The 23,560-nt window shown below is 71.3% G+C and carries 25 protein-coding genes, 1 tRNA gene and 1 pseudogene; 9 read left to right on the plus strand and 18 right to left on the minus strand.

Features of this window, described 5'->3' with window-relative positions; genetic code table 11:
• Window positions 1–160 precede the first annotated feature (160 nt).
• The 5 genes from OG510_RS19290 to OG510_RS19310 form a co-directional block, all read right to left on the minus strand.
• The gene (locus OG510_RS19290; protein ID WP_406138321.1) at window positions 161–826 is read right to left on the minus strand and encodes a DUF4232 domain-containing protein; all 666 of its coding nucleotides are present in this window, start codon (window positions 824–826) and stop codon (window positions 161–163) included.
• Between the two features lie 318 nt (window positions 827–1,144).
• Window positions 1,145–1,229, minus strand: a tRNA-Ser gene (locus tag OG510_RS19295).
• A gap of 69 nt (window positions 1,230–1,298) precedes the next feature.
• Window positions 1,299–1,769, minus strand: a complete 471-nt coding sequence (gene tadA, locus OG510_RS19300; protein WP_164262725.1) for a tRNA adenosine(34) deaminase TadA — start codon at window positions 1,767–1,769, stop codon at window positions 1,299–1,301.
• 90 nt (window positions 1,770–1,859) lie between these two features.
• Complete coding sequence (locus tag OG510_RS19305) at window positions 1,860–2,387, minus strand: hypothetical protein (RefSeq protein WP_164262727.1); 528 nt, start codon at window positions 2,385–2,387, stop codon at window positions 1,860–1,862.
• A gap of 153 nt (window positions 2,388–2,540) precedes the next feature.
• Entirely contained in the window at window positions 2,541–2,741 is a 201-nt protein-coding gene (locus tag OG510_RS19310) for a hypothetical protein (protein WP_164262729.1), read from the minus strand.
• Window positions 2,742–2,833: 92 nt separating this feature from the next.
• Between OG510_RS19310 and upp the strand changes: the two genes are divergently transcribed.
• Window positions 2,834–3,469, plus strand: a complete 636-nt coding sequence (gene upp / locus OG510_RS19315; protein ID WP_164262731.1) for a uracil phosphoribosyltransferase — start codon at window positions 2,834–2,836, stop codon at window positions 3,467–3,469.
• A 75-nt stretch (window positions 3,470–3,544) separates the two neighbouring features.
• Here upp and OG510_RS19320 read toward each other — a convergent pair whose 3' ends face one another.
• The 6 genes from OG510_RS19320 to OG510_RS19345 all read right to left on the minus strand — a co-directional run bounded on the left by OG510_RS19320 (window position 3,545) and on the right by OG510_RS19345 (window position 9,190).
• Window positions 3,545–4,174 carry a LytR C-terminal domain-containing protein gene (locus OG510_RS19320; protein ID WP_406138323.1) on the minus strand — a complete coding sequence of 210 codons (630 nt, stop codon included), beginning with the start codon at window positions 4,172–4,174 and terminating at the stop codon, window positions 3,545–3,547.
• A 228-nt stretch (window positions 4,175–4,402) separates the two neighbouring features.
• Window positions 4,403–4,699, minus strand: coding sequence for a type II toxin-antitoxin system VapB family antitoxin (locus tag OG510_RS19325; RefSeq protein WP_164262735.1), 297 nt, complete (start codon window positions 4,697–4,699; stop codon window positions 4,403–4,405).
• Window positions 4,700–4,892: 193 nt separating this feature from the next.
• Window positions 4,893–6,347, minus strand: coding sequence for a M28 family peptidase (locus tag OG510_RS19330; RefSeq protein ID WP_406142457.1), 1,455 nt, complete (start codon window positions 6,345–6,347; stop codon window positions 4,893–4,895).
• A 277-nt stretch (window positions 6,348–6,624) separates the two neighbouring features.
• A complete protein-coding gene (locus tag OG510_RS19335) occupies window positions 6,625–7,269 on the minus strand; it encodes a TetR/AcrR family transcriptional regulator (RefSeq protein ID WP_406138324.1) in 645 nt (214 codons plus the stop codon).
• A 435-nt stretch (window positions 7,270–7,704) separates the two neighbouring features.
• On the minus strand, window positions 7,705–8,520 hold the full coding sequence (locus OG510_RS19340) for an isocitrate lyase/phosphoenolpyruvate mutase family protein (protein WP_406138326.1): 816 nt from the start codon (window positions 8,518–8,520) through the stop codon (window positions 7,705–7,707).
• A gap of 97 nt (window positions 8,521–8,617) precedes the next feature.
• Window positions 8,618–9,190, minus strand: coding sequence for a MarR family winged helix-turn-helix transcriptional regulator (locus OG510_RS19345; RefSeq protein WP_406138327.1), 573 nt, complete (start codon window positions 9,188–9,190; stop codon window positions 8,618–8,620).
• A 59-nt stretch (window positions 9,191–9,249) separates the two neighbouring features.
• Here OG510_RS19345 and OG510_RS19350 point away from each other — a divergent pair, with 59 nt between their 5' ends.
• Window positions 9,250–10,722 (plus strand): MFS transporter, encoded by a 1,473-nt coding sequence (locus OG510_RS19350; RefSeq protein WP_406138329.1) that lies wholly within the window; start codon window positions 9,250–9,252, stop codon window positions 10,720–10,722.
• Window positions 10,723–10,990: 268 nt separating this feature from the next.
• Entirely contained in the window at window positions 10,991–11,608 is a 618-nt protein-coding gene (locus OG510_RS19355) for a restriction endonuclease (RefSeq protein WP_406142458.1), read from the plus strand.
• 48 nt (window positions 11,609–11,656) lie between these two features.
• On the opposite strand, the gene OG510_RS19360 is transcribed toward OG510_RS19355, so the two are convergent.
• Complete coding sequence (locus tag OG510_RS19360; protein WP_406138330.1) at window positions 11,657–13,021, minus strand: oxidoreductase; 1,365 nt, start codon at window positions 13,019–13,021, stop codon at window positions 11,657–11,659.
• 267 nt (window positions 13,022–13,288) lie between these two features.
• On the opposite strand from OG510_RS19360, the gene OG510_RS19365 reads away from it, so the two are divergent.
• A complete protein-coding gene (locus tag OG510_RS19365; RefSeq protein WP_406138332.1) occupies window positions 13,289–14,488 on the plus strand; it encodes a cytochrome P450 in 1,200 nt (399 codons plus the stop codon).
• A 34-nt stretch (window positions 14,489–14,522) separates the two neighbouring features.
• On the opposite strand, the gene OG510_RS19370 is transcribed toward OG510_RS19365, so the two are convergent.
• Complete coding sequence (locus OG510_RS19370; RefSeq protein WP_406138334.1) at window positions 14,523–15,362, minus strand: SDR family oxidoreductase; 840 nt, start codon at window positions 15,360–15,362, stop codon at window positions 14,523–14,525.
• Between the two features lie 91 nt (window positions 15,363–15,453).
• On the opposite strand from OG510_RS19370, the gene OG510_RS19375 reads away from it, so the two are divergent.
• Both OG510_RS19375 and OG510_RS19380 read left to right on the plus strand, forming a co-directional pair.
• Window positions 15,454–15,825, plus strand: a complete 372-nt coding sequence (locus OG510_RS19375; protein ID WP_406138336.1) for a winged helix-turn-helix transcriptional regulator — start codon at window positions 15,454–15,456, stop codon at window positions 15,823–15,825.
• 218 nt (window positions 15,826–16,043) lie between these two features.
• On the plus strand, window positions 16,044–16,811 hold the full coding sequence (locus tag OG510_RS19380; protein ID WP_406138338.1) for a polysaccharide deacetylase family protein: 768 nt from the start codon (window positions 16,044–16,046) through the stop codon (window positions 16,809–16,811).
• A gap of 43 nt (window positions 16,812–16,854) precedes the next feature.
• On the opposite strand, the gene OG510_RS19385 is transcribed toward OG510_RS19380, so the two are convergent.
• Entirely contained in the window at window positions 16,855–18,078 is a 1,224-nt protein-coding gene (locus OG510_RS19385; protein WP_406142459.1) for a metallophosphoesterase, read from the minus strand.
• A gap of 333 nt (window positions 18,079–18,411) precedes the next feature.
• Between OG510_RS19385 and OG510_RS19390 the strand changes: the two genes are divergently transcribed.
• Window positions 18,412–19,008, plus strand: coding sequence for a snapalysin family zinc-dependent metalloprotease (locus OG510_RS19390; protein WP_406138339.1), 597 nt, complete (start codon window positions 18,412–18,414; stop codon window positions 19,006–19,008).
• A gap of 292 nt (window positions 19,009–19,300) precedes the next feature.
• Here OG510_RS19390 and OG510_RS19395 read toward each other — a convergent pair whose 3' ends face one another.
• Window positions 19,301–20,059 carry a S1 family peptidase gene (locus OG510_RS19395; RefSeq protein ID WP_406138340.1) on the minus strand — a complete coding sequence of 253 codons (759 nt, stop codon included), beginning with the start codon at window positions 20,057–20,059 and terminating at the stop codon, window positions 19,301–19,303.
• A 329-nt stretch (window positions 20,060–20,388) separates the two neighbouring features.
• Between OG510_RS19395 and OG510_RS19400 the strand changes: the two genes are divergently transcribed.
• Window positions 20,389–21,033 (plus strand): response regulator, encoded by a 645-nt coding sequence (locus tag OG510_RS19400; RefSeq protein ID WP_406138341.1) that lies wholly within the window; start codon window positions 20,389–20,391, stop codon window positions 21,031–21,033.
• Window positions 21,034–21,097: 64 nt separating this feature from the next.
• Here OG510_RS19400 and OG510_RS19405 read toward each other — a convergent pair whose 3' ends face one another.
• Complete coding sequence (locus OG510_RS19405) at window positions 21,098–22,651, minus strand: sensor histidine kinase (protein ID WP_406138342.1); 1,554 nt, start codon at window positions 22,649–22,651, stop codon at window positions 21,098–21,100.
• Window positions 22,652–22,737: 86 nt separating this feature from the next.
• Here OG510_RS19405 and OG510_RS19410 point away from each other — a divergent pair.
• A pseudogene (locus tag OG510_RS19410) lies at window positions 22,738–22,886 on the plus strand (DNA-binding protein); the annotation flags it as partial.
• A gap of 151 nt (window positions 22,887–23,037) precedes the next feature.
• On the opposite strand, the gene OG510_RS19415 reads toward OG510_RS19410, so the two are convergent.
• Window positions 23,038–23,370, minus strand: a complete 333-nt coding sequence (locus tag OG510_RS19415; RefSeq protein WP_406138343.1) for a Pycsar system effector family protein — start codon at window positions 23,368–23,370, stop codon at window positions 23,038–23,040.
• Between the two features lie 9 nt (window positions 23,371–23,379).
• Complete coding sequence (locus OG510_RS19420) at window positions 23,380–23,517, minus strand: hypothetical protein (RefSeq protein WP_406138345.1); 138 nt, start codon at window positions 23,515–23,517, stop codon at window positions 23,380–23,382.
• Between the last annotated feature and the right edge of the window lie 43 nt (window positions 23,518–23,560).

Genomic DNA, 23,560 nt, shown 5'->3' on the forward strand with positions numbered 1-23,560 from the left:
CCGGGGGATCAAGGGCCGGTGGGTGCGGGCCTGGGCGGGTGTCACGGCCGGATCCGGTCGCGGCAGGCGGGCCGCACCCGGCGGTGACACACGAGCCGTACCCACGGCCGGCACGGGGGCTGGAACCGCCCGCGGCAGACGGCCCGCCGGGCGGCCGCGGTTATTTTCCCGAGCCGACCGGGTCGACCGAGATGGCCGGACCCGACTGGGTCGCGGGGATGTTGATGTTCTGGGCGATGGTGTGCGAGTGGGTCTCGTTGGGCGGGGTGACGACCAGGGTGGTGAACGTGACGCCGGAGCCGCCGGAGTTGTTCGGCGGGTAGTGCAGGGTGAAGCGGGTCTCGTCGCCGGGCGCGACGCTGACGTCGGGGGCGGCGACCTTGTTGCGGGTGGCGCTGACGGTGCCGTCGCGGCCCTTGAGGTCCACACCCGGGAAGCCGTGCAGGGTGCAGGTGCCGGCGCCGTTGTTCTTGAGGTTGATGATCAGCTCGCCCTCGGCCATGGCGCCCGAGGTGGTGAAGCCCAGGTTCGCGGTCCGGCAGGCGCTGCCCGACGCGTGCCCCGAGCCCGCCCTGGAGCCCGAGTTGGCGGCGGTGCCGGAGTTGTTGGAGATGCGGGTGCCCGCCCCGTTCGCCGAGGTCGAGTCGGTCTTGGCCGAACCGGCCGAGCCCGCCTGGTCCGAACCGGCCTGGCCCTGGCTGTCCGATCCTGCGGCGGACGAGCTCGCGGGAGCGCTGGAGCTGTCGCTGCCGTTGTCGCAGGCCGTGAGGGAGAGGCCGGCGGCGACGGCGACGAGGGTGAGGACCGAGATCTTCTGCATGCGCATTGCTTCTCCGTAGGGTCGGATTTCCCTGCCAGGCAGGCCGTTCTCTCAGGTCCGATGCGGTCGCCACCGGCGGAGTTCACCGGGCGGTGTCACCAAGACACTCCTGTGACACGGGAGTGGACCGGCCGTGACACAGGGCGGAGATCCGGGCGGGAAAGACCCGTTGTGCACGGAGATGACGAGATGACGGAGACGAAGGAGCGACGGGGAGCGGGGCGTACGGACGCGTACGGATGCGTACGGACCCCACGGGCTCGCGCAGGCCGCACGCAAAACACCCCCCTGACTGCGTTTCCGCAGATCAGGAGGGTGTGAGAGCGGTAGCGGTGGGATTTGAACCCACGGTGAGTTTCCCCACACTCGCTTTCGAGGCGAGCTCCTTCGGCCGCTCGGACACGCTACCGAGAGAGAGCTTAGCCCAAGGTCGGCCGTGGTCAGAAATCGGCTTCGGCGGAGGGGCCCGGAGGGGCCGTCAGCGGTCCCGGAAGAAGGCCGTCAGCTGCTCCGCGCACGCGTCCGCGAGCACCCCGGCCACCACTTCGGGGCGATGGTTGAGCCGCCGGTCCCGTACGACGTCCCACAGCGAGCCCGCCGCTCCGGCCTTCTCGTCGAGCGCGCCGAAGACGACCCGGTCGACCCGCGACTGGACGATCGCGCCCGCGCACATCGTGCACGGTTCCAGCGTGACGACGAGCGTGCAGCCGGTCAGCCGCCACTCGCCCAGCGACGCCGCGGCCCGGCGGACCGCCAGGATCTCGGCGTGTGCCGTCGGGTCGCCCGTCGCCTCGCGTTCGTTGTGGCCCGCCGCGAGCGGCGTGCCGTCCGGGGCCAGCACGACGGCGCCGACCGGCACATCGCCGGCCTTCGCCGCCCGCGCGGCCTCGGCCAGGGCCCGTCGCATCGGCGCGGCCCAGGGATCACGTAGGGGATCGGGATCGGTCATCTGCTCGTCTGTTCGATGGTGTGCCCACCGGGGGCGCCGGCAGCGGTCTGCAGGCAGCCGTGGGTCCGGCCGTCGGGCACCTGAGGTAGGTCAGCGGACGGTTTCCAGGACTTCGGCGGCGCCCAGTGCGTCGGCGATGTCCGCCAGTGCGTCGGTGCCGAGTGTCAGGAGCTCCTTCTCCGTCACGCCGAGGTCGGCGAGGATCGCGATGTCCCCGAGCGGTCCCGGCGGTACGGCTTCGCTCTCGTCGGCCGGGTCGTCCCCGTCCTCCTCCAGCTCACCGTCCTCCGTACCGTCGAGATCGACAAGTTCTTCCAGGGCGTCCGGGTCCTGCGGGTCCCGGCCCATCAGCTCGTCGGTGAGGAGGATCTCTCCGTACGAGGAACGACTTGCGGCTGCGGCGTCCGAGACGTAGATCCGTGGATCATCCTCGCCATCGACCCGGACGACACCGAACCAGGCGCCCTCCTGTTCGATGAAGACGAGGACGGTGTCCTCGTCCCCGGAGGCATCCCGGGCGAGATCGGTCAGATCACTGAGGGTTTCCACATCGTCGAGCTCCGTGTCGCTCGCTTCCCACCCGTCTTCGGTGCGCGCGAGCAGTGCGGCGAAGTACACCGTGACTCTCCCACTGGTCTTAGGGGTGTCTATCGAAAGGGCGCGCTGTGCGCCGCCCAGTGGGAATCGTGGCAGAAACATGGCGTTCGCGAGAGGTCTTCGGGCTCAGGTCTGCGTGTTGCTTCCCCCGGCCGGTAAAACCTTGGTACGCCGCTACCAGCGGAACGTCCGCATACGCATGGCCTGTCGCAGCCTGGCGACCTTGGCGCGCCTGGGCTGCACACGGTCGCGGAGTTCCCTGGCCTCGTTCAGCTCATGGAGAAACTGCGCCCGGCGCCGCCGCCGTTCGGCGGCGCTCTCCGGCTTGTCGCCGGCCTCGCTGCGGGCCGCGTTCGCGGGCTCGGACTCGGGCATGGACCACACCACCTTCGTACCGGCCCGCCTTCCCCGCTTCCGGCGGGTTGATGCCAGCGTTGGCCGGTCCTGGGCCCGGTTACCGTTGTCGTATGCGTATCCACGTCGTCGACCACCCGCTGGTGGCGCACAAACTCACCACGCTGCGCGACAAGCGCACCGACTCCGCCACCTTCCGGCGCCTCGCCGACGAGCTGGTCACCCTGCTCGCGTACGAGGCCACCCGCGATGTCCGTACCGAACAGGTCGACATCGACACCCCGGTGACGGCGACGACCGGCGTGAAGCTGTCGTACCCGCGCCCGCTGGTCGTGCCGATCCTGCGGGCGGGGCTCGGCATGCTCGAAGGCATGGTGCGGCTGCTGCCGACCGCCGAAGTGGGCTTCCTCGGCATGGTCCGCGACGAGGAGACGCTGAAGGCGTCCACCTACGCGTCACGGATGCCCGACGACCTCTCGGGGCGTCAGGTGTACGTCCTGGACCCGATGCTGGCCACCGGCGGGACGCTGGTCGCGGCGATCCGTGAGCTGATCGCGCGGGGCGCCGACGACGTCACGGCCGTGGTGCTCCTCGCCGCGCCCGAGGGCGTCGAGGTCATGGAGCGCGAGCTGGCGGGCACACCGGTCACGGTGGTCACCGCATCGGTCGACGAGCGGCTCAACGAGCAGGGCTACATCGTGCCGGGCCTCGGCGACGCGGGTGACCGGATGTACGGGTCGGCGGAGTAGCCGGCGGGGCGACCGCGGCGTTCCGGGCGGGGGTCCCGGGCGGGGGGCCCGGGCCGTGCCGTCCTGGTTCCCGCGTCAGCACTTCCCGGCGGGCGTCTGCTGAGGGTGGGCCAGTGTGGCCAGCGCCTTGGCGGCGTCCTGCTTCGTGTCCAGGGCCTTGAAGCCGGTGCCGATGATCAGGTCGACATCGCCGGTCTTCCGGGTGTCCGTCTTCTGCGTGGCGCCCTTGACCTGCGTACCGAGTACGGAGAACGACGTGCCAGGGGTCCTGGCCGAGCCCAGCAGCAGCGCGGTGCCGGGGATCTTCTTGTCGAAGGCCGCCGGGGCGTTGCCCACCTTCCCGATGGTGAAGCCACGTTTCTTCAGCTCGTCGGCGGTGGACTTGGCGAGACCGCCGCGCGGGGTCGCGTTGTAGACGTTGACCTTGATCTTCGCGGGCGCGGGCAGCGCCTTCGCCGGCGCGGTGGACGGCGAGGCGCCGGCTTTGCAGTCGTGTTGCTGCCCGGCGGCGGACACCTTGTGGGAGTCGCCGGTGAAGAGATGGATGAGCTGCAGGGATCCCCAGCCGACCAGGCCGAGGGCGACGACTGCGGCCACGATCCCGAAGACCAGTCGGCCACGCCGTCGGGGGCGGTGCATCCTCGGGTACTTGTCGCCCGTGATGCGGTACTTTCCGCCCATGCCGGGGGGTGTGAGCATGCTCATGAGCGCAGCGTAGTGCGGCAGGGCAGTGATGCGAACTTAACGATCATCTGATGACCGCCGGATGAGCGAAAATGGCCCCAAAAGGACCAGTAAGCGGCTCTGGCCAGGGTGGATTCCGTGGACTCACCGCGTCGGCCCGCTGCGGACGTCAGCCGTGAGCCGCGCCCCGGTGGGGGGCGTGGGGAGGCGCGCGGCGGGGGCTTCGCGGGGGCTCCTCGCGGGGCGGTGTCAGCCCATGTCGAGCACGCGGGCGTGCAGGACCTGCCGCTGCTGGAGTGCGGCCCGCACGGCCCGGTGCAGTCCGTCCTCCAGATAGAGGTCGCCCTGCCACTTCACGACGTGCGCGAAGAGATCCCCGTAGAACGTGGAGTCCTCCGCGAGCAGCGTCTCCAGATCCAGCTGGCCCTTGGTGGTCACGAGCTGGTCCAGCCGGACCGGGCGCGGCGCGACATCCGCCCACTGGCGGGTGGATTCCCTGCCGTGGTCGGGGTACGGGCGTCCGCTTCCGATGCGCTTGAAGATCACACGGAAAGCCTACCGGGGAAGCGCCACCGGGTGCAGCCACGGTGGTGGGGCACTACAGCCCCGCAAAGGTCCCATGCTGTGACAAATCGGGAGTGAACCCGGAGTGAACCGAGATCGGAACCACTCCCTCCGGTGACCCTGTGGCCAAGATTGCGGACGTTTCCCTGTCGGTTCCCTGTCAGCTGCCTCCTCGTCACGGGCGTACGTCGGATGCGTACGTCCCCACGGCGTCGGCCATGACGGCGATGTTGACGCCGAACGCCGTCATGTTGATGTTCTTCAGGGTGTCGCACGCCAGGTGGTAGCAGGCGTCGAGCGGTGCCCCCGCTCTTCCGCCGAACTTCGCCGCCTGCGCCGGGGTCTTGATCTCCTCCGCGCCGGTGAAGGTGCCGCCCGACGGGATGCCGGCGGCGATGAACGGGCCGTAGTCGGAGCGGCCGTCGAAGTCCGTGCCCTCGTGCGGCACATGTCTGCGGTCCAGGAAGGCGGTGATGCCCTTCTCCAGGTGGCCGGAGCCCGCCGGGCCGGGGCCCGCGCCCTTGTGGTCCGAGTCGTCGCCGTCGTAGACGAGCTGGGCGTAGTTCGGTGAGGCGATCATGTCGAAGTTCAGATAGAGGGCGAGCTGCTCGCGTCGGGCGGCGGTGAGGCTCCTGACGTACGCCTGGGAGCCGCGCAGCCCCAGCTCCTCCGCCGACCACCAGGCGAACCGCACCTTGTTGGCGGGCTGTTGGCGGTGTACGTGCGCCGGGCGGAGCCGGGCGAGCTGCTGGGCGACCTCGATGAGCCCGGCCGAGCCGGAGCCGTCGTCGTTGATGCCCGGGCCCGCCGTGACGGAGTCCAGATGGGCGCCGAGCATCACGGTGTGCGCCGGGTCGCCGCCCCTGGTCTCGGCGATGACATTGCGGGTGATGCGCCGCTCCTGGAGCTGGCGGATCTCCAGCGAGACGGTCACGGTCCTGCTCCGCGGCCGTGCCGTGGTCCGGGCCGCTTCCCCGGCCAGCGCCGCACCGTCGGCCCGCGAGACCGCGCCGGTGGGGATCCGTACGCCCGTCGGGGAGTCGAGGGTGCCCGACAGCGCGCCGGCGGTGTTGTTGGAGATGAGCGCGGCCACGGCGCCGGCACCGGCCGCCGCCCGCTGTTTCTGGGCGAACGTGCAGCCGCCGCGGCGGATCAGCGCGATCCTCCCGGTGTACGCGCCCGGGGTGTAGTCGGCCGGCTCGCACCCCGTGGTCGCGTCCACCGGCACGGCGGCGAGTGCGGCCGTGATCCCGCCCACCGGGGTGGACTTGGTGTACGAGAGCGCCGAGACGGTGAGGTGGCGCGGGGCGGGTGCGACGACGGCCAGCTTCTCGGCCCTGGTCTCGATGTAGGTGATGGGGAAGGGCTGGTACGAGACCCGGTACCCCGCTTTCCGCAGGGTGTCGTGGACGTACCGGGCCGACGCCTCGTGGCCGGGCGTCCCGGCGGCCCGGGTGGAGTGGTAGGCGTCGGCGAGGGACTGGAGCTTCCGCAACTGCCGGTAGGCGCCCCGCGCGGTCGAGGCCCGCACCAGTTCCCCGGACAGCTGGGCCGCCGCCCGCTGCGAGGCACTGGGGCCGGGGGGTACGGGGCGCGGGGCCGCCGCGGTGGGCGCGGCTGCCGAGGCCAGGAACAGCGCGGCGGCAGCGACGGCGGCGGTGGCCGGAAAGGCGAGGGCCGGAAAGGCGAGGGCCGGGGTGGCGAGCGGCGGGATGGCGAGGGCCGGAGCGGTGAGGGCCCGGGCCACGCCGCGCAGGACGGCGGTGGCGGCGCCTGTCCGGGGGCCGGCGGCGGTGGTGCCGTGGTGCGTGGTGCTGCTGCGTGTCGTGGTCACCCGGGATCACTCCCGCGCGACCGCGCACAACGAACGCCGGTGTGGCGTTCGGGTGCCGGTGACGTGACGGCTGTCAGCGTACGGCGGGCAGCCCGGCGGCCAGTGCGGACAGCGTGTGGCGCAGCGTCGGCAGCAGCGGAGGCCGGACCGCGGCGAGCCGTGGTTCCTGGGCGTACAGCTCGGCCAGTACGGGTGGTGGCGTGGCCATCGGGTAGAGCATGCCCGCGAGCGCCCCTGCGGTCGAGACCAGGTCGGTGCACTCGCCCTCGGTCAGTCCGGGGCGGGCCCGCGCGACCTGTGCGCTGAGCGAGGAGATGGCGGTGAGCACGGCGAGCTTGTAGGTGCGGGCCGCGTCCAGCGAGATGTTGTGCTCCAGGATCGTCGCGGCCTGGCTGAGCAGATCGCAGAAGAGCGGGCGCTCGGCGAGGCTTTCGGCGAGCGCGCCGATGGCCTCGTCACCGGCGTCCAGCCGCGCGGCCACCTCGCGCCGCCATTCCTCCCAGTCCTCTGCCGCGAGCACCAGGAAGATCTCTTCGCGGGTGCCGAAGTACCGGATGACATTGGACTTCGCGAGCCCCACGGCGTCGGCGACGCTGCCCAGCGTGACCCGTCGTACTCCGTGTTCCAGTGCAAGGCTGCGGGCGGCCGCGAGAATGGACTCGCGCCGCTGTTGCTTCTGCTCCGGTCTGCGTGCCCGGAGAAATCCATCTGATGGCATGACTCGGTCAGCATACGAGAGCGGGAAAGCGGTCGCCTTCCCTTAATAGCGCAACGCCGGTCTGTTATTGCGTTCGGTTCTCCTGGCGCCGCGGCGGCCGGAACGAATGGCGCGCTTCATGGATTTCGAGTGCGTAAGACCTGGTGGGAGGGGGTGCGAAGAATGAAATCGGGGCGGTCGCTAACGCTCTTCCGCCGGTGGATGTATGCGGGTATTTCGTGTCTCTATCCGCTCCGGTGCGGGGTGCCGGGTGATCGTGAATCGTCGGATGCCGGCCGAGAGTTGAGCGGTTGTTGATCATGCTGATTGGCGCGCATTTATTGAGCGCAATTGGGGTGCATAACAGACGGGATGGAGTTCGCGGGACGGAGTTCCCGTCCGTACGGCCGGTGGCGCGGGCCGTTGACGCGGGCTGCTGACCGGGCTGCCGCCCGGTCAACTGCCGGCGCTGCCGAACCGGTCGGCGAGCGCCTGTGCCTTCGCGTACGAAGGGATGCCGGAGGTCCCGGCGGGGAGTGCCGTGCTGTCCGCCACCGCCCTGGCCGTGGCGACCGCCGCGTGCAGGGCCGCCCGGAACAGCAGGGAGCCGGTGCTGATCCGGCGTACCCCCAGGGCGGCGAGTCCCTCGACGGAGGGGCCGCCCGGTGACACCAGGATGTTGAGCGGGACATCGAGGTCCTGGATCAGACCGGCGATGGCGTGGCCGTCCTGGAGGCCGGGGACGAACAGGCCGTCGGCGCCCGCGCGTTGGTAGGCATCCGCCCGGCGCGCGGTCTGTTCCGTGTGCCCGGGGAGCCAGTGGGTGTCCGTGCGGGCGTTCACGAAGAGCTGGGGCGCCGCGTCCTTGACGGCCCGGATGATCTCGCACTGCCGGTCCTGGTCGGCGAGCGTGCCGTCGGTCCGCCCGTCCTCGATGTTGACGCCGACGACGCCCGCGTCCGCCAACTCGGCCGCGAGCCGTGCCACTTCGCCCGGTTCGGTGCTGAAGCCGCCTTCGATGTCCACGCTGATCAGGGCGTCCATCCGGGCGAGCCCCAGCGCGAGCCGCACGGTCTCCGCGCGGGTGTCACCGGTCGCGTCCGGCTTTCCCGCAGCGGCCGCGACTCCGAGGCTGGTCGTCCCGATGGCCCGGAACCCGGCCTCCGCGAGTGCGGCCGCCGATGCGTGGTCCCAGGCGTTGGGCAGGACGAGCGGCTCTCCGGCGGTGGGCAGATGCAGGGCGCGGAACTCTTCGAAGGGGGTCGTGGTCATCGGACGCTTCCTTCCGCCGGGTGCGGGGCGAGGGGTGCGGGTGCGGGCGAGGGGTGCGGGGTCGTGCGGGTACGGGTGGTGCATCGGCGGGACCGGGTCAGGGCTTGATCGCTTCGTCGTAGACCCCGACGATCCGCCGCAGGAAGGCCGCCACGGTGGCCTGTTCATCGGGCGCCAGCGCCGCGGCGGCCGCGGTCACGCCCTGGATGAGCGGAGCGACGTGTTCGTAGGCCGTCGTCTCCCAGTGCGGGGCCGGGGTGATGATCACCTTCCGGCGGTCGGTGGGGTGGGGCTGCCTGGTGACATGCCCCCCGGCCGCGAGCCGGTCGATCACGAGCGTCGTCGCCGCGGTCGACGCGTCCAGGCGGCGGGCGAGGTCGGTGGGGGTGGTCGGCCCCGCATGGACGAGATGGTCCATCACCGCGAGCCCGGCCGGGTCCACCTGGAGCCTGCGGCTCAGATGCCGCTCGAAGCGCTGCTGGTTCAGCGTCAGGAGCCGCAGCTGCTCACGGATGACACCGCCGGGTCCGGCCGGTTCACTCCCGGCTCCGGCTCCGGCTCCGGCTCCTGGCCCGGCTTCGCCCCCTGGCCCGGCTCCGGTCCCGGCCTCGGTCCCGGCTTCGGTCCCTGGCCCGGCTCCGGCCTCGGCCTCGGCTGATTTGACGTCCATGAGGAGCAGGATACTCTCGATATTGCTAATAAAATTGATAATCAACCATCTGAGGTAAAATGAGTGCCGTCCAGGTCCCACCCTCCTCGCAGACCCCCTACCGGTGGCGCTGGCTGATCCTCGTGGTGATGCTCGTCGCGGAGATCATGGACCTGCTGGACGCGTCGATCGTCAACGTGGCCGGGCCCGCCCTGGAGAGGTCGCTCGGTGCGACGTCCGTGGGCCTCCAGTGGGTGATCGGCGGGTACGCCCTCACGCTGGGGGCCGGTCTTGTGCTGGGCGGCCGGCTCGGCGACCGGTACGGGCGGCGCCGGATGTTCCTGATCGGCCTGGGAGCGTTCACCGCTGCCTCACTGCTCTGCGCGACCGCGCCCGGCATCGGCACCCTGATCACCGTCCGGCTGGTCCAGGGAGCGGCCGGAGCGATGCTGCTGCCCCAGGGGCTCGGCCTGCTCCGCGAGAACTTCACCGGTGCGGAACTCACCAAGGTGTTCGGGATCTTCGGCCCCGTGCTGGGACTCGGCGGCATCGTCGGCCCGGTGCTGGGCGGCGGCCTCATCCAGGGTGACTTCTTCGGTCTCGGCTGGCGGCTGGTGTTCCTGGTGAACGTGCCGATCGGCCTCGCGGCCCTGGCCGTCGCCGCGAAGTTCGTTCCCCGGAGAGCGGGCGACCGGGCCGTGGTCGTGGACGGCACGGGAGCGGCTCTGGTCGCGCTCTCCTGCGCCCTGCTCGTCCTGCCCCTGAACCAGGGCCAGGACGCGGGCTGGCCCCTGTGGACCTGGCTCTGCATGGCCGCTTCGGTGGCCGGGTTCGCGCTCTTCGCCGTACAGCAGCGACGTACGGCCGCGCAGGGACGCGAGCCGCTCGTCACCCCTGCTCTGCTGCGCAAGCCCGCCTTCACGGTCGGCCTCGGCGGCATCGCGCTGTTCTTCGGCGGGCTGATCGGGGTGCAGCTGGTCCTGACCCTCTTCCTCCAGATCGGCCAGCGCTTCTCGGCCGGGGAGGCCGGTCTCGGCAACCTGCCGCTGGCGCTGGGGACCGCGATCGGCGGTGCGGTCAGCGGAGCCGTACTCGCCGACCGGATCGGCCGCGCGGTCCTGCAGATCGGCCCGCTCGTGCAGTTGGGCGGCGCGGCGCTGCTCTGGTACGAACTCGGCCACATCGGCGGCACGTTCTCCATCTGGGACGTCGCGCCCGGGGTGGTCGTGTGCGGCATCGGTGCCGGTCTGGTCATCGCCGCGCTGTTCAGCTTCATCCTCGCCGCGGTGGACGACGACGAGATCGGTTCGGCGTCCGGGGTGCTGTCGGCGGTGCAGTCGATCGGTGGCTCGATCGGTGTGGCGGTGTTCGGCTCGGTGTTCTTCGCCGACGCCACGTCGGGTGACTTCATCGCCGGCTTCCACCACGCCCTCCTGGTCCAGGGCTGCCTGCTGGTCGCCTTCCTGGCAATCACGGTCCTGCTGCCGAAGAAGGGCAGGCCCGAGGAGTTCGCGGCGCCGGCCGACGGCGTGCAGGAGAGCGCGGGGGCGTAAGGGCGGGCGCAGCGTACGGGTACGTGTGCGGGTGCGGACCGGCCGAAGCGTTGGCCGAACAGCCGCTCTTTCCCGCCGTGTCCCGGTCGGCCACACTCACCTCGGTGGGGCGGGGAGCGAGGGGGGACGCGTGGCGAAGAGACGCGTGGCGAAGAACCGCGGGGCGAAGAGACGTGTGGTGAAAAAGCCCAAGCGCCGTTCGGCCGCGCGGAGGCGGTACGAGGCGAGGAGGGACACCGCGTGGGGCGGGGCCGCCGTGGTGCTGGTCCTGCTGGCCGCGTTCTGGAGCACCGTCTGGCCCTATCTGGCCGGGGCCGTCGTCCTCGGCGGTGCGGGCGCCGCGGCCGGATGGCTCCGGCGTACGGACCGGCTGGTGCGTGGCAGGAAGCGGCAGTGGCGCGAGGAGGACGCGATCCGCACGGGCCACCGGTCACTGGCGGCGGTGGACGCGATGAGCTGGCAGGACTTCGAGCGGTACGTGGCGCAGTTGTGCCGGCGTGACGGCTGTACGGACGTCGAGGTCAGCGGCAAGTCGGGGGACCTGGGCGCGGACGTGGTCGCGACGCTCGCCGACGGCCGCCGACTGGTCGTCCAGTGCAAGCACTACGCCCCGCACCGGTACGTTCCCAGCGGCGACATGCAGAAGTTCGTCGGCACTGCCTGGCTGCACCACAAGGCCGACGTCGCGGTGTTCGTGGCCACGTGTCCGTTCAGCAAGCCCGCGCTCGCCCTCGCGGTCCAGCACGGAATCCTGGCCCTTCACCGCGACCTGCTGGGCCAGTGGAACACCGGCACTCCGCTCCCGGCGCTCCTCTCGCTCAACGGCACCGGCCAGGGTGACCGGGCGCACCGGCAGTGCCGGCGGGACACCTACCGCTCGTCGTGAACGCGGGGCCGACTGATGCCCCTGAACGTAGGTCAGGCCGCTGCCTGTTCAGTTCTTGCTCAGAGTGCGGGTCACCCCGGCGACCACGGCGGTCGTCAGCACCCAGCCGATCGCGATCAGCGCGTAGGCCATCGCCTGCAGGGCGCCGCCTGACCAGTGCCATGCCTCGCGCTGGCTGAATCCCCCGATGGGGACCAGCAGATCGAGCGTGTAGACAACGGCGTTGAACGGCGGTCCCTCACCCGGTTTGTTCGGACTCGGGGTGTGCGTGCCGAAGACCAGTGAACCCACCAGGGTCAGGACGGCGAGCCAGGCCCCGGCCAGCCAGGGGCGGTAGCCGTACCCGACGGTGCCGTCGAGCAGATAGCCCCCGACGCGGCTCCAGGGACTCAGCAAGCGGCGGCGGTTGCGCTGTTTGGCCAGGAGCGTCCGGCGTGCCTCGTCGTCGTGGCCGATCCGGCGGTAGTGACTCGCCAGTTGCTCGTACGGTTGTGGTGAGTACCCGGGGTTGCGGTGAATCCACTCCAGCCTTCCGTCCACCGTGTCCGGCTCGGACCGGATCGAGTCGTAGGTGAAGCCCTCAAGCCGCATTTCACCTGCCCAGCTGCGGGCGTCGTCGTGCACCCAGGCGGCGTGTACGCCACGCAGATCGAGGGTGCCGGCGGGCGGGGCCGCACAGCGCAGGTCGAGATCCTGGGCGCGGAGCCCGGTCGCGACCAGGGACTCGGGGGAGCCGGTGAGGACGGCCTGCTCGAAGGAGAGCAGGTCCGATATCTGTGCCCCGCGCATGTGCACGCTGCCGTCGGCCGTGAACCCGTGGGAACAGCGGACGGCCGAGACCGTCGCGTTGTCCGCGCCGAGGGCGATGCCGCCGGGGGCCTCCAGGTGTGCCCCGCGCATGAACAGCCCGCCGGACAGCTGTGCCCCGGGGAACATCACCGCGCCGCGGGCCCGGAAGCCGTCCTCGCAGACGACCGCGCCGTCCATCACGATGCCGCCCGCCGACACAGCGATACCGTCCGGCGCCGACACCACAGCCCCGTCCAGCCGCAGTCCGCCCGCCACATGGGCATGGATGAGCTGGAGACCGTTGTGGCCCCGGGTCTCGATCACGGAGCCACGCAGGTCGAGACGTCCCCCGATACGGGCCGACGGCGCCGAGAAACCGGGTATCCGGCTGTGGACCAGGGCGATCGCGAGCGTCGACGCGCTGTCGAGACGCACCTTCTGCTCCAGCCGGCAGCGGTCGAGGCGGAGCAGGTGGCGTAGCTCGGCCCCTTCCCACGCGAGTGCGCCGGTGATCCGAGCGACGACGAGCCGCAGGGCTGCGACACCGCCCCCGACTGCCCGCTGTTCCGTCCCAGCAGCAGCGCCGTCAACACCTCTGCCCGGACGGTACGTTCGGGGGCCCATTCGCTGCTGCGTTCCACGTCGTCCTCGCCGTCGGGGCCGCCCGACCGCAGGTCGACCTGCCGCCCTTCGGGAAACGCGTCCCACAACTGCCGTTCCGGGGAGGTCAGTTCCTTGTGACTCAGCACCCGAGCACACTACGTGGCGGGAGACCGGCCCGGCCCGGCGGATCCGCCCGACGGACCCACCCGGCAGATCCGTCCGGCGCCCCCGGCACTCACCCCCCGGGCCGCCATTGACTCTTGCGGGCGCCGCCCCCACCCTCCCCGCATGACCGCATCTCAGCAGGCCCCGTTCGCCCCGTGCGCCGGTGAGAGCTGGCGCTCTCCGTGGGAGATGTACGCGACACTGCGCGACGCGCACCCCCTGCACCACGTCACCGACGGCGACTACTGGGTCCTCTCCCGTTACGCGGACGTGCTCGCCGCCGCCCGCGACACCGGGCGCTACTCCTCCGCCGACGGCCTGACCATCACCTACGGCGAGCGTGCGCGCCTCGGTATCACCGACGCCGCCCCGATGGTGATGCTGGACCCGCCCGAACACACCGGCTTCCGCCGCCTGATCAGCCGCGGCTACACCCCGCGCCGGGTCGCCGCCATCGAGCCGGACGTCCGTGCCTTCGTCCGGGACCGCCTGGACCGCGTCGCCGATCTCGGCGGCAGCTGCGACATCGTCGCCGAACTCTTCAAACCGCTGCCCAGCTATGTCGTCGGACGCTATCTCGGCGTCCCCGAACACGACCGCGCCCGCTTCGACGGCTGGACCCACGCCATCGTCGAGGCCAACGCGCTGGGCGACCCGCTCACCGCCGCCGAAGCCGTCACCAGCCTCTTCGGCTACTTCACCGAGCTGATCGAACGCCGCCGCCGTGAACCCGCCGACGACACCGTCTCCGACCTGGTCGGCCTGATGCCGTCCGACGACCCCGGCACCCTGCTGCGTATCCTCGGCTTCGCCTTCACGATGGTCGCCGGCGGCAACGACACCACCACCGGCCTGCTCGGCGGCGCCGCCGAACTCCTCACCGCGCACCCCGGCCGGCGCCGTGCCCTCCTGGACACCCCCGCCCTGCTTCCCTCCGCCATCGAGGAATTCCTCCGGCTGACCTCCCCCGTCCAGTGCCTGGCCCGCACCGTCACCGAAGACACCACGCTGCACGGCCGGACCGTCCCCGCGGGCCGCAAAGTTCTCCTGCTCTACGGCGCCGCCAACCGCGACCCGCGCGCCTTCGGCCCCACCGCCCACCACCCGGACCTCACCCGCGAAGGCCCCCAGCACCTCGCCTTCACCCACGGCCCGCACCACTGCCTGGGGGCCTCAGCGGCCCGTCTGGTCTCCCGTACGGCCCTGGAGGAACTCCTCGCCCGCTTCCCGGACTTCGATGTGGACGCGGCGGCGGGCACCTTCGCGGACGGCAACTACGTACGGCGGTACGCGTCGCTGCCGTTCGCCGCCGCCCGGACCTGAGCGGTTCCGTTTCTCACCCGGGCTGCTTCCCCGCTCAGCGGAACGCCGCGACGTTGCGGGCGGCCCAGTCGGCGAACGAACGCGGGGCGCGGCCGGTGACCCGCTGTACGTCAGGGCTGACGCGCAGTTCGGCCGGGCTCGGGGAGCCGAGGATGTCCAGGGTGTCATCGGCGAGTTCGGCCGGCAGGGTCAGGGTCATGGCGGCCTTGGCCTCGTCGCGGGTGAGTTCGTCGAACCGCACCGGTGAGCCCAGCGCGGCGGCGATGGCCTCCGCCTGTTGGCGCGGTGTGATCACCTCAGGGCCCGTCAGCTCGTACACCCCGTCGGTGTGCCGGTCGTCCAGCAGGCAGGCCATCGCGACATCGGCGATGTCCGCCGGGTCGACGACCGGCACCCCGACATCGCCGAAGGGCGCGGCGACCACCCCTCGTGTACGGACGGAATCGGCCCACCACAGGGCGTTGGAGGCGAAGCCCCCCGGCCGCAGGACGGCCCACTCCAGGCCGGACTCCCGCAGGGCGTCCTCCACCCCTCGCATCGTGATCCGGGTCCGGCCGGACGTCCTGGTCGCCACGCCCTGCGAGGAGAGCAGGACGACCCGGCGGACCCCGGCGGCCGCCGCTCTGCCGATGATGTCGGCCGGCCTGGCCTCGGCTGCGTGCAGGTCGCCGGAGAGCAGCACGAACAGCGCCTTCGCCCCGGTCAGTACGGGATCGAGGCCGGCCGGCTCGCTCAGGTCGCCCACCAAGTGGCTTACTCCGTCCGGCACTTCGGCCGTGTGCCGCGACACCGCGGTCACCTGGTGGCCCGCCTCGGCCAGCGCCCGCGTCAACGGACGGCCCACATTCCCGGTAGCTCCGGTCACTACGATCATGGTCAGCTCCTTGTTCGATGTTCTCTGTGGCGTTCACGCTAGGAGCCAGACTTACTTTTGATAAGGACATACCTGAAGGTAAGCTCCTGACATGACGGAAGGCGTGCAGTTCACACGGACCGAGTCGGGCGAGCGGTATGACGTGTTTCACACCGACTGCCCCGCGCGCAATGTGGTCGACCATGTGACCAGCAGGTGGGGCATCTGGGTGCTGATCTCCTTGCGGAGCAACGATCTCCGCTTCTATGAACTGCGCGAGAGCATCCAGGGCATCAGCGAGAAGATGCTCGCCCAGACCCTGCGCGCGCTCGTCCAGGACGGGCTGGCCTGGCGGAAGGTCGAGCCGACGACGCCGCCCCAGGTCACCTACGGGCTGACCGGGTTCGGCCGGGACATCGGCGAGCCGCTGACGGAGCTGTTCGACCGGGTCACCCGGCAGTTGTCGGAGCCGATCGCGAGCTAGGGCCTGTCGTCGAAGTGCAGGAGCGCTGACCGGAGCGCCGACCGGCCCGGCCGGAGCCGGCCGCTCCCGGCGTCCGCTCGCGGGGGAGTTGTCCGCGAACTCCCCCGGAATTGTGCGTGATCGGTAACGGACGCATCCCTCGGCCTCCATGCCTCGTCCTTCCCAGTGGTCGCAAGGTGACCGGGACCGGCGCGGGACTGGCGAGACAAGGGGCGGACATGGCACGGCACGGCGGGCGGGGCTGGTACGGCAAGGTGCTCGGGGCGGGGCTCGGGGTGACGATGCTCGCGGCCGGCGCCTCGGTGTGGACCGCGCAGGCCGGTTCCGCGGTCACGTCACCCCCGAAGGCGACCGCGTCGGCCACGCCGGGCGGCGTCAAGCCGGTCGCGGTGACCATCGCGCACGCGTCGGAGGCGGGAACGCACGCCGTCAACATCACCATCGACGACGGCCCCGACCCGGTGTGGACCCCTCACGTACTCGATCTACTGCGGGAGTACGGGGTGAAGGCCACGTTCTGCATGATAGGACCGCAGGCCCAGGCCCACCCGGACCTCGTGAAGAAGGTGGTCGCGGCCGGGCACCGGCTGTGCGACCACACGGTGTCGCACAACACCGCCATGGACAAGGCGTCCGAGACCTACCAGTCGCAGCAGATACTCGACGCCGAACGCATGATCACCAAGGCGTCGGGCGGCGTACGGCCGATGTACTACCGGGCGCCCGGCGGGGCCTTCACCCCGTACAGCCGCAAGCTCGCCGCTTCCCGGGGCATGCGCCCGCTGGGCTGGAACGTGGACAGCAAGGACTTCGAGCGTCCCGGTACGGACACCGTCGTCGCCACCGTCGAGAACGAACTGCCCAACGGGCCGACGATCCTCTTCCACGACGGTGGCGGCGACCGCACCCAGACCGTCGAGGCCCTGCGCCGCCTCCTCCCCCGGCTCAAGGAGCAGGGGTACTCCTTCGGCTTCCCGGTGCGTTGAGAGCTGGTTCCCCGTGTGCTGAGCGCCGGTTCCGCGTGCGCTTCTACGTGGTCGGCCCGTCGCCCGCCCGCAGGGTGAGCAGCGTGATCTCGCTCGGTGCGAAGACCCGGAAGGGCGGCCCCCAGAATCCGGTGCCCCGGCTGGTGTAGAGCTGGGTGCGCTCGCCGTGCCGGCTCAGGCCCCGCACCACCGGCTGATCGATCCGTACGAGGAAGTTGAACGGCCAGATCTGGCCACCGTGCGTGTGCCCGGAGACCTGCAGATCGATGCCGCCCGCAGCGGCCTGTGCGACGTACTTGGGCTGGTGGGCGACGAGCAGGACCGGCCGCTCCGGGTCCGCCCCCGCCAGCGCGTCGACCAGGTTCGCACGGTGCCCGGCCAGCCCGGAGGACTCCGCGGTCACGTCGTCCACACCGGCCAGGACGAGGGCGTCACCGCCGCGCTCCACCATGACGTGCCGGTTGTGCAGCGGCTCCCACCCCAGTTCCGCCATCCGGTCCAGCCAGCCCTGCGCCTCCCCGAAGTACTCGTGGTTTCCCGTGACATAGACCTTCGCCAGCCGTGACCGGATCGTTCCGAGGGGCGCGGACTGCTCCCGGCGCCGGGCGGGGGTGCCGTCGGCGATGTCGCCCGCGTGGATCACGATGTCCGCGTCGAGCGCGTTGACAGCCTCGGCGACCCGCGCCGACCAGCCGGCCCGGTCGATCGGCCCGAAGTGGGTGTCGGCCAGCACCACGACACGGGTTCCGTCCAGACCGCCGCCGAGCCGCGGGACGTGCACGTCCAGCCGCCGCACCCGGGGCACACGCATGGCCTCGTGGTGCCCCCACGCCAGCAGCACGGCGGAGATCACGGCGACGGCCACGGCAATGCTCCTGGCCCGCCCGGCGCCGCCGACGCCGAGCCCGATCAGTACGAGGTGGACCAGGCCGCCCAGCACCGACCAGGTGAACAGCACCCAGACCACCCCGAGGGTGCTGTCCGCGACCCGGGCCGCGCGGTCGGATCCCCGCCGTCCGTGCCCGGCGGCCATGAGGAAGGGGAAGGAGGCCAGCCAGGCGGCGAAGACGACCGTGCCGACGAGGAGGACCGGGAACGGCCAGCCGGTGCCGGAGGCGAACAGGGTCCACCAGGGCAGGAAGAACAGCAGCAGGAGGACGATCAGGACCACGCCCCCGCCCAGCCGCCGGCGCAGGGACCGCGGAGGACGCGGGCTGCCGGACGACCGGAGGCCGTCCTCCGACGGCGACCCCGCTTCCGCCTGCACCTCCGCCTCTGCTTCCGCTTCCGCTTCCGGCGCCGACTCCGCCCGGATGGATTCGCTGTCTGCCACTGCGCTGCCCCTCACGTCCGCCCGCCCCCGCCGTCAGTACCCATGGTCCGTCACCCGGCCGCCCGTCACACGGCGCCCCACGGAACGGCCGCACCCTGCTGCGACGTACTCGGGAGGCCGCCGTGCCGCCGACGCTCCAGCCGAAATGATCACGATCGAGGCGTCCACAGCCAACTCCCCTGTCTCATCGCGTACTTGTGGTGCTCACCGGTCACGTGGTGCCCTTGTGGCTCACGGGCAACCGACGTCAGGGACAGGACGAGTCTCATGATCAAGCGAATAGCAGCCGTGGCGGCACTGATCCCGGCCATGCTGGGAGTGACATCCGGTGCCGCTTCGGCGCACCCGGCGCCGCCGAGGGCGACAGCGGCGGTGGTCACTCTGACCTACGACGCGAGCCAGGCAGGGCAGTGGGCGGACGCGATCACGCAGGGCGTGCAGAACTGGAACGCGGCGGACCACAACGTGCACCTGCAGCCGGCGACCTCGCCCGGCTCGGCCAACTTCGTCTACGTGGCGACCAGCGGCTGGCCCCAGACGACACTCGGGCCGATCGTCCCCGGCGGCAGCAGAGGCGAGGTCGAACTGGGCCGGCAAGCGGTCGATGAGGGCTACGACATGACCCGGATCGCCGCACACGAAACCGGGCACATCCTCGGGCTGCCGGACGACTACAGCGGCCCGTGCTCGGAGCTGATGTCCGGCCACGGCCCGGGTACGTCGTGCACCAACGCCCAGCCGAGCACGGCAGAGGCCGCACAGGTCGACCGGAACTACGCGGACGGCGCGGCGGCACTGAGCCCGAAGCAGCACAGGACCGTGATCGACGTCTGGCGCGCACCGGCCCTCGCCGACGCACACTGACGCACAGGGGAACCGGACACGGGCAGAACGGCAGGACGGCAGAACGCCGGACGGCCGGCCGGAGACGGCGCAAGGGCAGGCACGCACCTGCCGCCGGGAAGCCGAAGCCTCCGACAGGTACGGAGACTTCGGCTTCCGGTGCGTCCGGGCACACGGGCACACGGGCAAACGGGCAAACGGGCAAACGGGGAAACGTAACCGTGGTCCAGGCGGACGGAGCCGGGGCCGATCCGGGTCGCGCACTCGCCGATCCGGACAGGACGGTCGCAGATCCGGGCGGAGCGCTCGCCGCTCACTTCGCGGTGACGCGCTCGATCCATGCGCGGTGGGCCGTCAGGTCGGTGTAGATGCCGGGACCGGTGGCGCACTCCGGATCGGCGTCGCCGTCGCGGCTGGTTGCCCCGATCAGTTCCCACCGCCCGGGACGGCCCTCGATCTGCGGCCCGCCGGAGTCGAGGACGCACGCCTGCGCGTTCTTGGTGGGGCTGTCGGTGCACAGCTCGTTGGCCGGGTTGAAGTTCTCGCTGCACCGGCCGTCGGGGACGATCTTGGTGTCCAGTTCCTGCAGACGGATCGGAGGGTTCGGGCACTCGCTGCCGTCCTCGCAGGTCATTCCCCAGCCGAGAATCCGGGTGTCCGTACCGGCCGGCGCGGTTTTCGTGGCCAGTTCGACGGGCTTCGCGTCCACGGGGTGGTCCAGCTTCATGACGGCCACGTCGTTGCGGAACGGCTCGTAGGAGAAGCCCGGGTGTGCGATGACCTTGACGACCTTCGCTTCGGCGCCCTTCGTCCGATCGTGGTTGCCGACCCGCACGGTGAGCTGCTGGGGCTTGACGTTCACCGTGCAGTGTCCGGCGGTCACGATCCAGTCCCGTTTGATCAGGGAGGCTCCGCAGTAGTGATGGCCGTCCTTCTGAATGCTCACCATGAACGGGTACGGCGAGGTCGCGTCGTGTCCTCCGATGATCGCCGACGCCGGCGATGCCATCGCCACGGTGAGCGTGACCGCCCCCGCCATCGCACCCAGTACCGCCTTGCCTCGCTTGTTCATCTGTCCTCCTGTGTCTGTCCGTTGAGGATTCGGTCATCCGTGAAGCTCAAGAGCGGCCGGCACCCTGGTGACCGGTGCCGTGCCGTGTGGGCTCCCGTACTTCCGGATCCGAACACGCACGTCGGACCCGGCCCGGTCCGGCGCCCGTCCAGGCTGTCCCGGCGGGCATCCCCGGCGCGTCACCTTTCCCGCCCGGGTGGACTTGCCCGAAAGTCGTACGCCACGGCCGCCGGGTCATGCCCCGGGACGACCGGGGCCGTGGCGTACCGGCGACGACGGATACCGTGGGCGGGCGATGTTGCCCCTGACACGGACGAGTGGTGGCGTGAGTGACCGTCAAGGTAGTCCTCCTCGACGACGAGGTGCTGGTGCGCAAGGGCATCCGGATGATCCTGCACGCCGAGCCGGACATCGAGGTGGTCGCCGAGGGCGATGACGGCTCGGTGGCGGTGGACCTGGTGGCCGAGCACCGCCCGGACGTGGTGCTCACCGACATCCAGATGCCCCATGTCGGCGGCCTGGAGGTCGCCCGCCGGCTCGCCGCGCTGCCCGGTCCTCCGGCGGTCGGGGTGCTCACCACCTTCGACGTCGACGAGTACGTCTACGCCGCGCTCCAGCACGGCGCGGCGGGGTTCCTGCTCAAGGACACCTCGCCGCGTGAACTGACCGACGCCGTACGGGTCCTCGCGCGCGGCGAGGCGATGCTCTCACCGCGCATCACCACCAAGCTGCTGGCGGTGTTCGCCACGGGTGCGGGCGCCCCGCAAGCACGATCGCGGATGGCGGAACTGACCGCCCGCGAGCGTGAGGTCGCCGTGGCGGTCGCCCAGGGGCACAGCAACTCCCGTATCGCCGGGGACCTGTTCGTGAGCCAGTCCACCGTCAAGGTCCATCTCAGCCGGATCATGACCAAGCTCGAAGCCGCCAACCGTACCCAGGTCGCGCTCATCACCCACGACGCCGGACTGATCTGAACGCCCGACGTGGCGGCGGCGTGCTCGGCGGAACACCACGATCCGGTCTCCGGCGGAGTCAGGCTCAGGTCGTGGACGCTCCGGCCGCCGCCGCGGTGGGCAGCGCGGCATCGATCCGGAAGCCGCCGTCACCGGTCGGGCCGGACCCCATGGTGCCTCCGGCCAGGCGGACCCGCTCCGTCAGACCGATCAGCCCGTGTCCCCCGCTGGGCAGCAGAGGCTCACCGTCGGCAGCCGGCTCGGCGGGCTTCTGGGGCGGCCCGTTGACGACCTGTACCCGCACGGTTCGCGGGCCGTACGCGAGGTGAATCTGCGTCGTGGCCCCAGGGGCGTGCTTGTGCACGTTGGTCAGGGCCTCCTGCACGACCCGGTGCGCGGCACGCTCGACCGGCTCCGCCAGCGGCTGCGGCGCACCCTCGACGAGCACGGTGACGGGCAGCCCAGCGGTCCGGGAGCCGTCGGCCAGCTCGGCGATCCTGTCGACGGCGGCGCGGGGGACGACTGAGCCGGGAGCGGCTGCTGCGCCGGGGACGGCTGCCGTACCGGGAACGGCCGCTCCGGGGACGGCTGCTGCGCCGGGGACGTCCGCCGTACCGGGAACGTCCGCACCGGGGGCGGCCGCCGCGCCGGGAAAGGAGCCGCCGGAAACGGCCGCCGTGCCGGGAACGTCCGCACCGGAAACGGCCGCCGCGCCGGGGGTGGGCCGCCACTCGGCCGACCCGGCAGGATCGTGGGCCGCGCCCGCCGACTCCGGCTCCCCCGCCCCGCCGTCCGGGCTGTCGTCCGGGCCGTTTCTGAGCAGCCCCAGCATCTCGCGGAGTTCGGTGAGCGCGCGCCGGCCGGCCGTCTGAATGATCTGCGCGGTCTCGCCCGTAACCTCCGGGTCGTGGGCGACGACGCTGAGCGCGTTGGCGTGCACGACGATCAGGCTCACCTGGTGGGAGACCACGTCGTGCATCTCACCAGCGATGCGCCGGCGCTCCTGCTCCCGCGCGGCCTCGGCGACGAGCCGCTGTTCCCGTTCGGCGCGCTCCGCCCGTTCGACGAGACCGGCGACGACGGCACGCCGTTGGCCCACGTAGAGCCCCAGCAGCAGCGGCACCAGACAGGAGAAGACGAAGTTCACCGCGAACCAGGTCACCACCGTGTGGACGCTGGACCATGCCGCCGCATGCCAGGGTGCGAGGGCCACCAGCCCCACACCGGCCGAGGCCCAGGCGGTCCGGCGGCTGTGCGGGCCGCGATAGGCGCCCTCCGCGTAGAAGGCGAGCGGCGCCGCGAAGGCCGAGACCTGGAGAACTTTGGCCAACAGCCCGACGCCGAGTACCAGTTCGGGCGCCCGGCGCCGCACGAGCAGCGGCAGCGCGCTCGCCGCGGCGATGAGCGGATTCACCCAGGGAGCGGCCGGCCCCATGGAGGGGTTCTGGACGCTGATCCACACCGCGAGCAGCAACGCGATGCCCGTCAGCACCAGATCCATGGCGCGCGCGGGCAGGAGCGGCGAACGCGGCACGGGCCGAGCCGCGAGGCCCTGCGCCGCGCCCCCGCCGCCGGAGGGCAGAAGAACCCAGGTACGCAGCGTGCTGTTGAGCCGGTGGGTGTGACTGGTGGTTCTCACCTGGCGAGGATAGAAGGCGTTCGCCGGACAGAGACCGGGCGGAGGCCGCGGGCCCGGCAGCGAGCCGCCCGCCCGGCGCCGGAGCGGCGGGACTGCACGGTCACAAAGACGCCATCGACGCGGCCGTGGCCGAGATGGCACTGAGGCAGAGCACCGTCCAGTCGTCATGCTCACCTCGGACATCGATGACATGACGCAGCTCTGCGGCGACACGGTACGTCTGGTCGCCATCTAGTCGCCGCGCAGCCGATGCCGGCGACCTGAACACAACGGGGACATGAGTCAGCCTTACGCCCTTGTCCCGAGGGCCTCTTGAGGCCATTCCTTGGCTGCGAACGGACTCCGCGCCTCTCCGGCCGTTCGCAGGGCAGGGAGCTGGCGGCCAGTCACTCCAGCGGCGTCCAGGCGCCGGGGAGCAGCGACGCGCTCACAGTGGTGATGGCCGACAGCAGCATGAGGACGGCTCCATGTACACACCTGTTCTTGGTGCGGGCGATACGGCTGGTCCCGGTCAGGGCGCGGAACAGGCGAGGGTACGGGTCGGAGCCGCTCAGGAGGAGCCCGGACGACAGTTCCGCACGTTTCTCCGCCCGGACCACGTCCTCGTAGTAGGCGAGGACGTGGGAGCCTTCCCTGATTCTCGGTCTGTGGCGGGGCAGCAGCGCGACCAGGAGGAGCAGCAGGGCCACGGTCGTGGTAACCGCCGCTGCCCACCACAATGGTCGGAGTCACAGGGCACCGGGCGGCCGACGGATCAGGAGGAGCCCGAGCAGCGATCCGCCGGTGGCGAGCAGGACAGCGGCCTTACCGTCAGCCCGGCCTATCTCGATGTGGTTGTGGGCGATCAGCTCGCGTGACAGTGCCACCACGTCCTCCGTGCCGACCCCGGTCGACCGACGGTGGGGGAAA

The sequence above is a fragment of the Streptomyces sp. NBC_01089 genome (assembly GCF_045162975.1).
GTDB lineage: Bacteria > Actinomycetota > Actinomycetes > Streptomycetales > Streptomycetaceae > Streptomyces.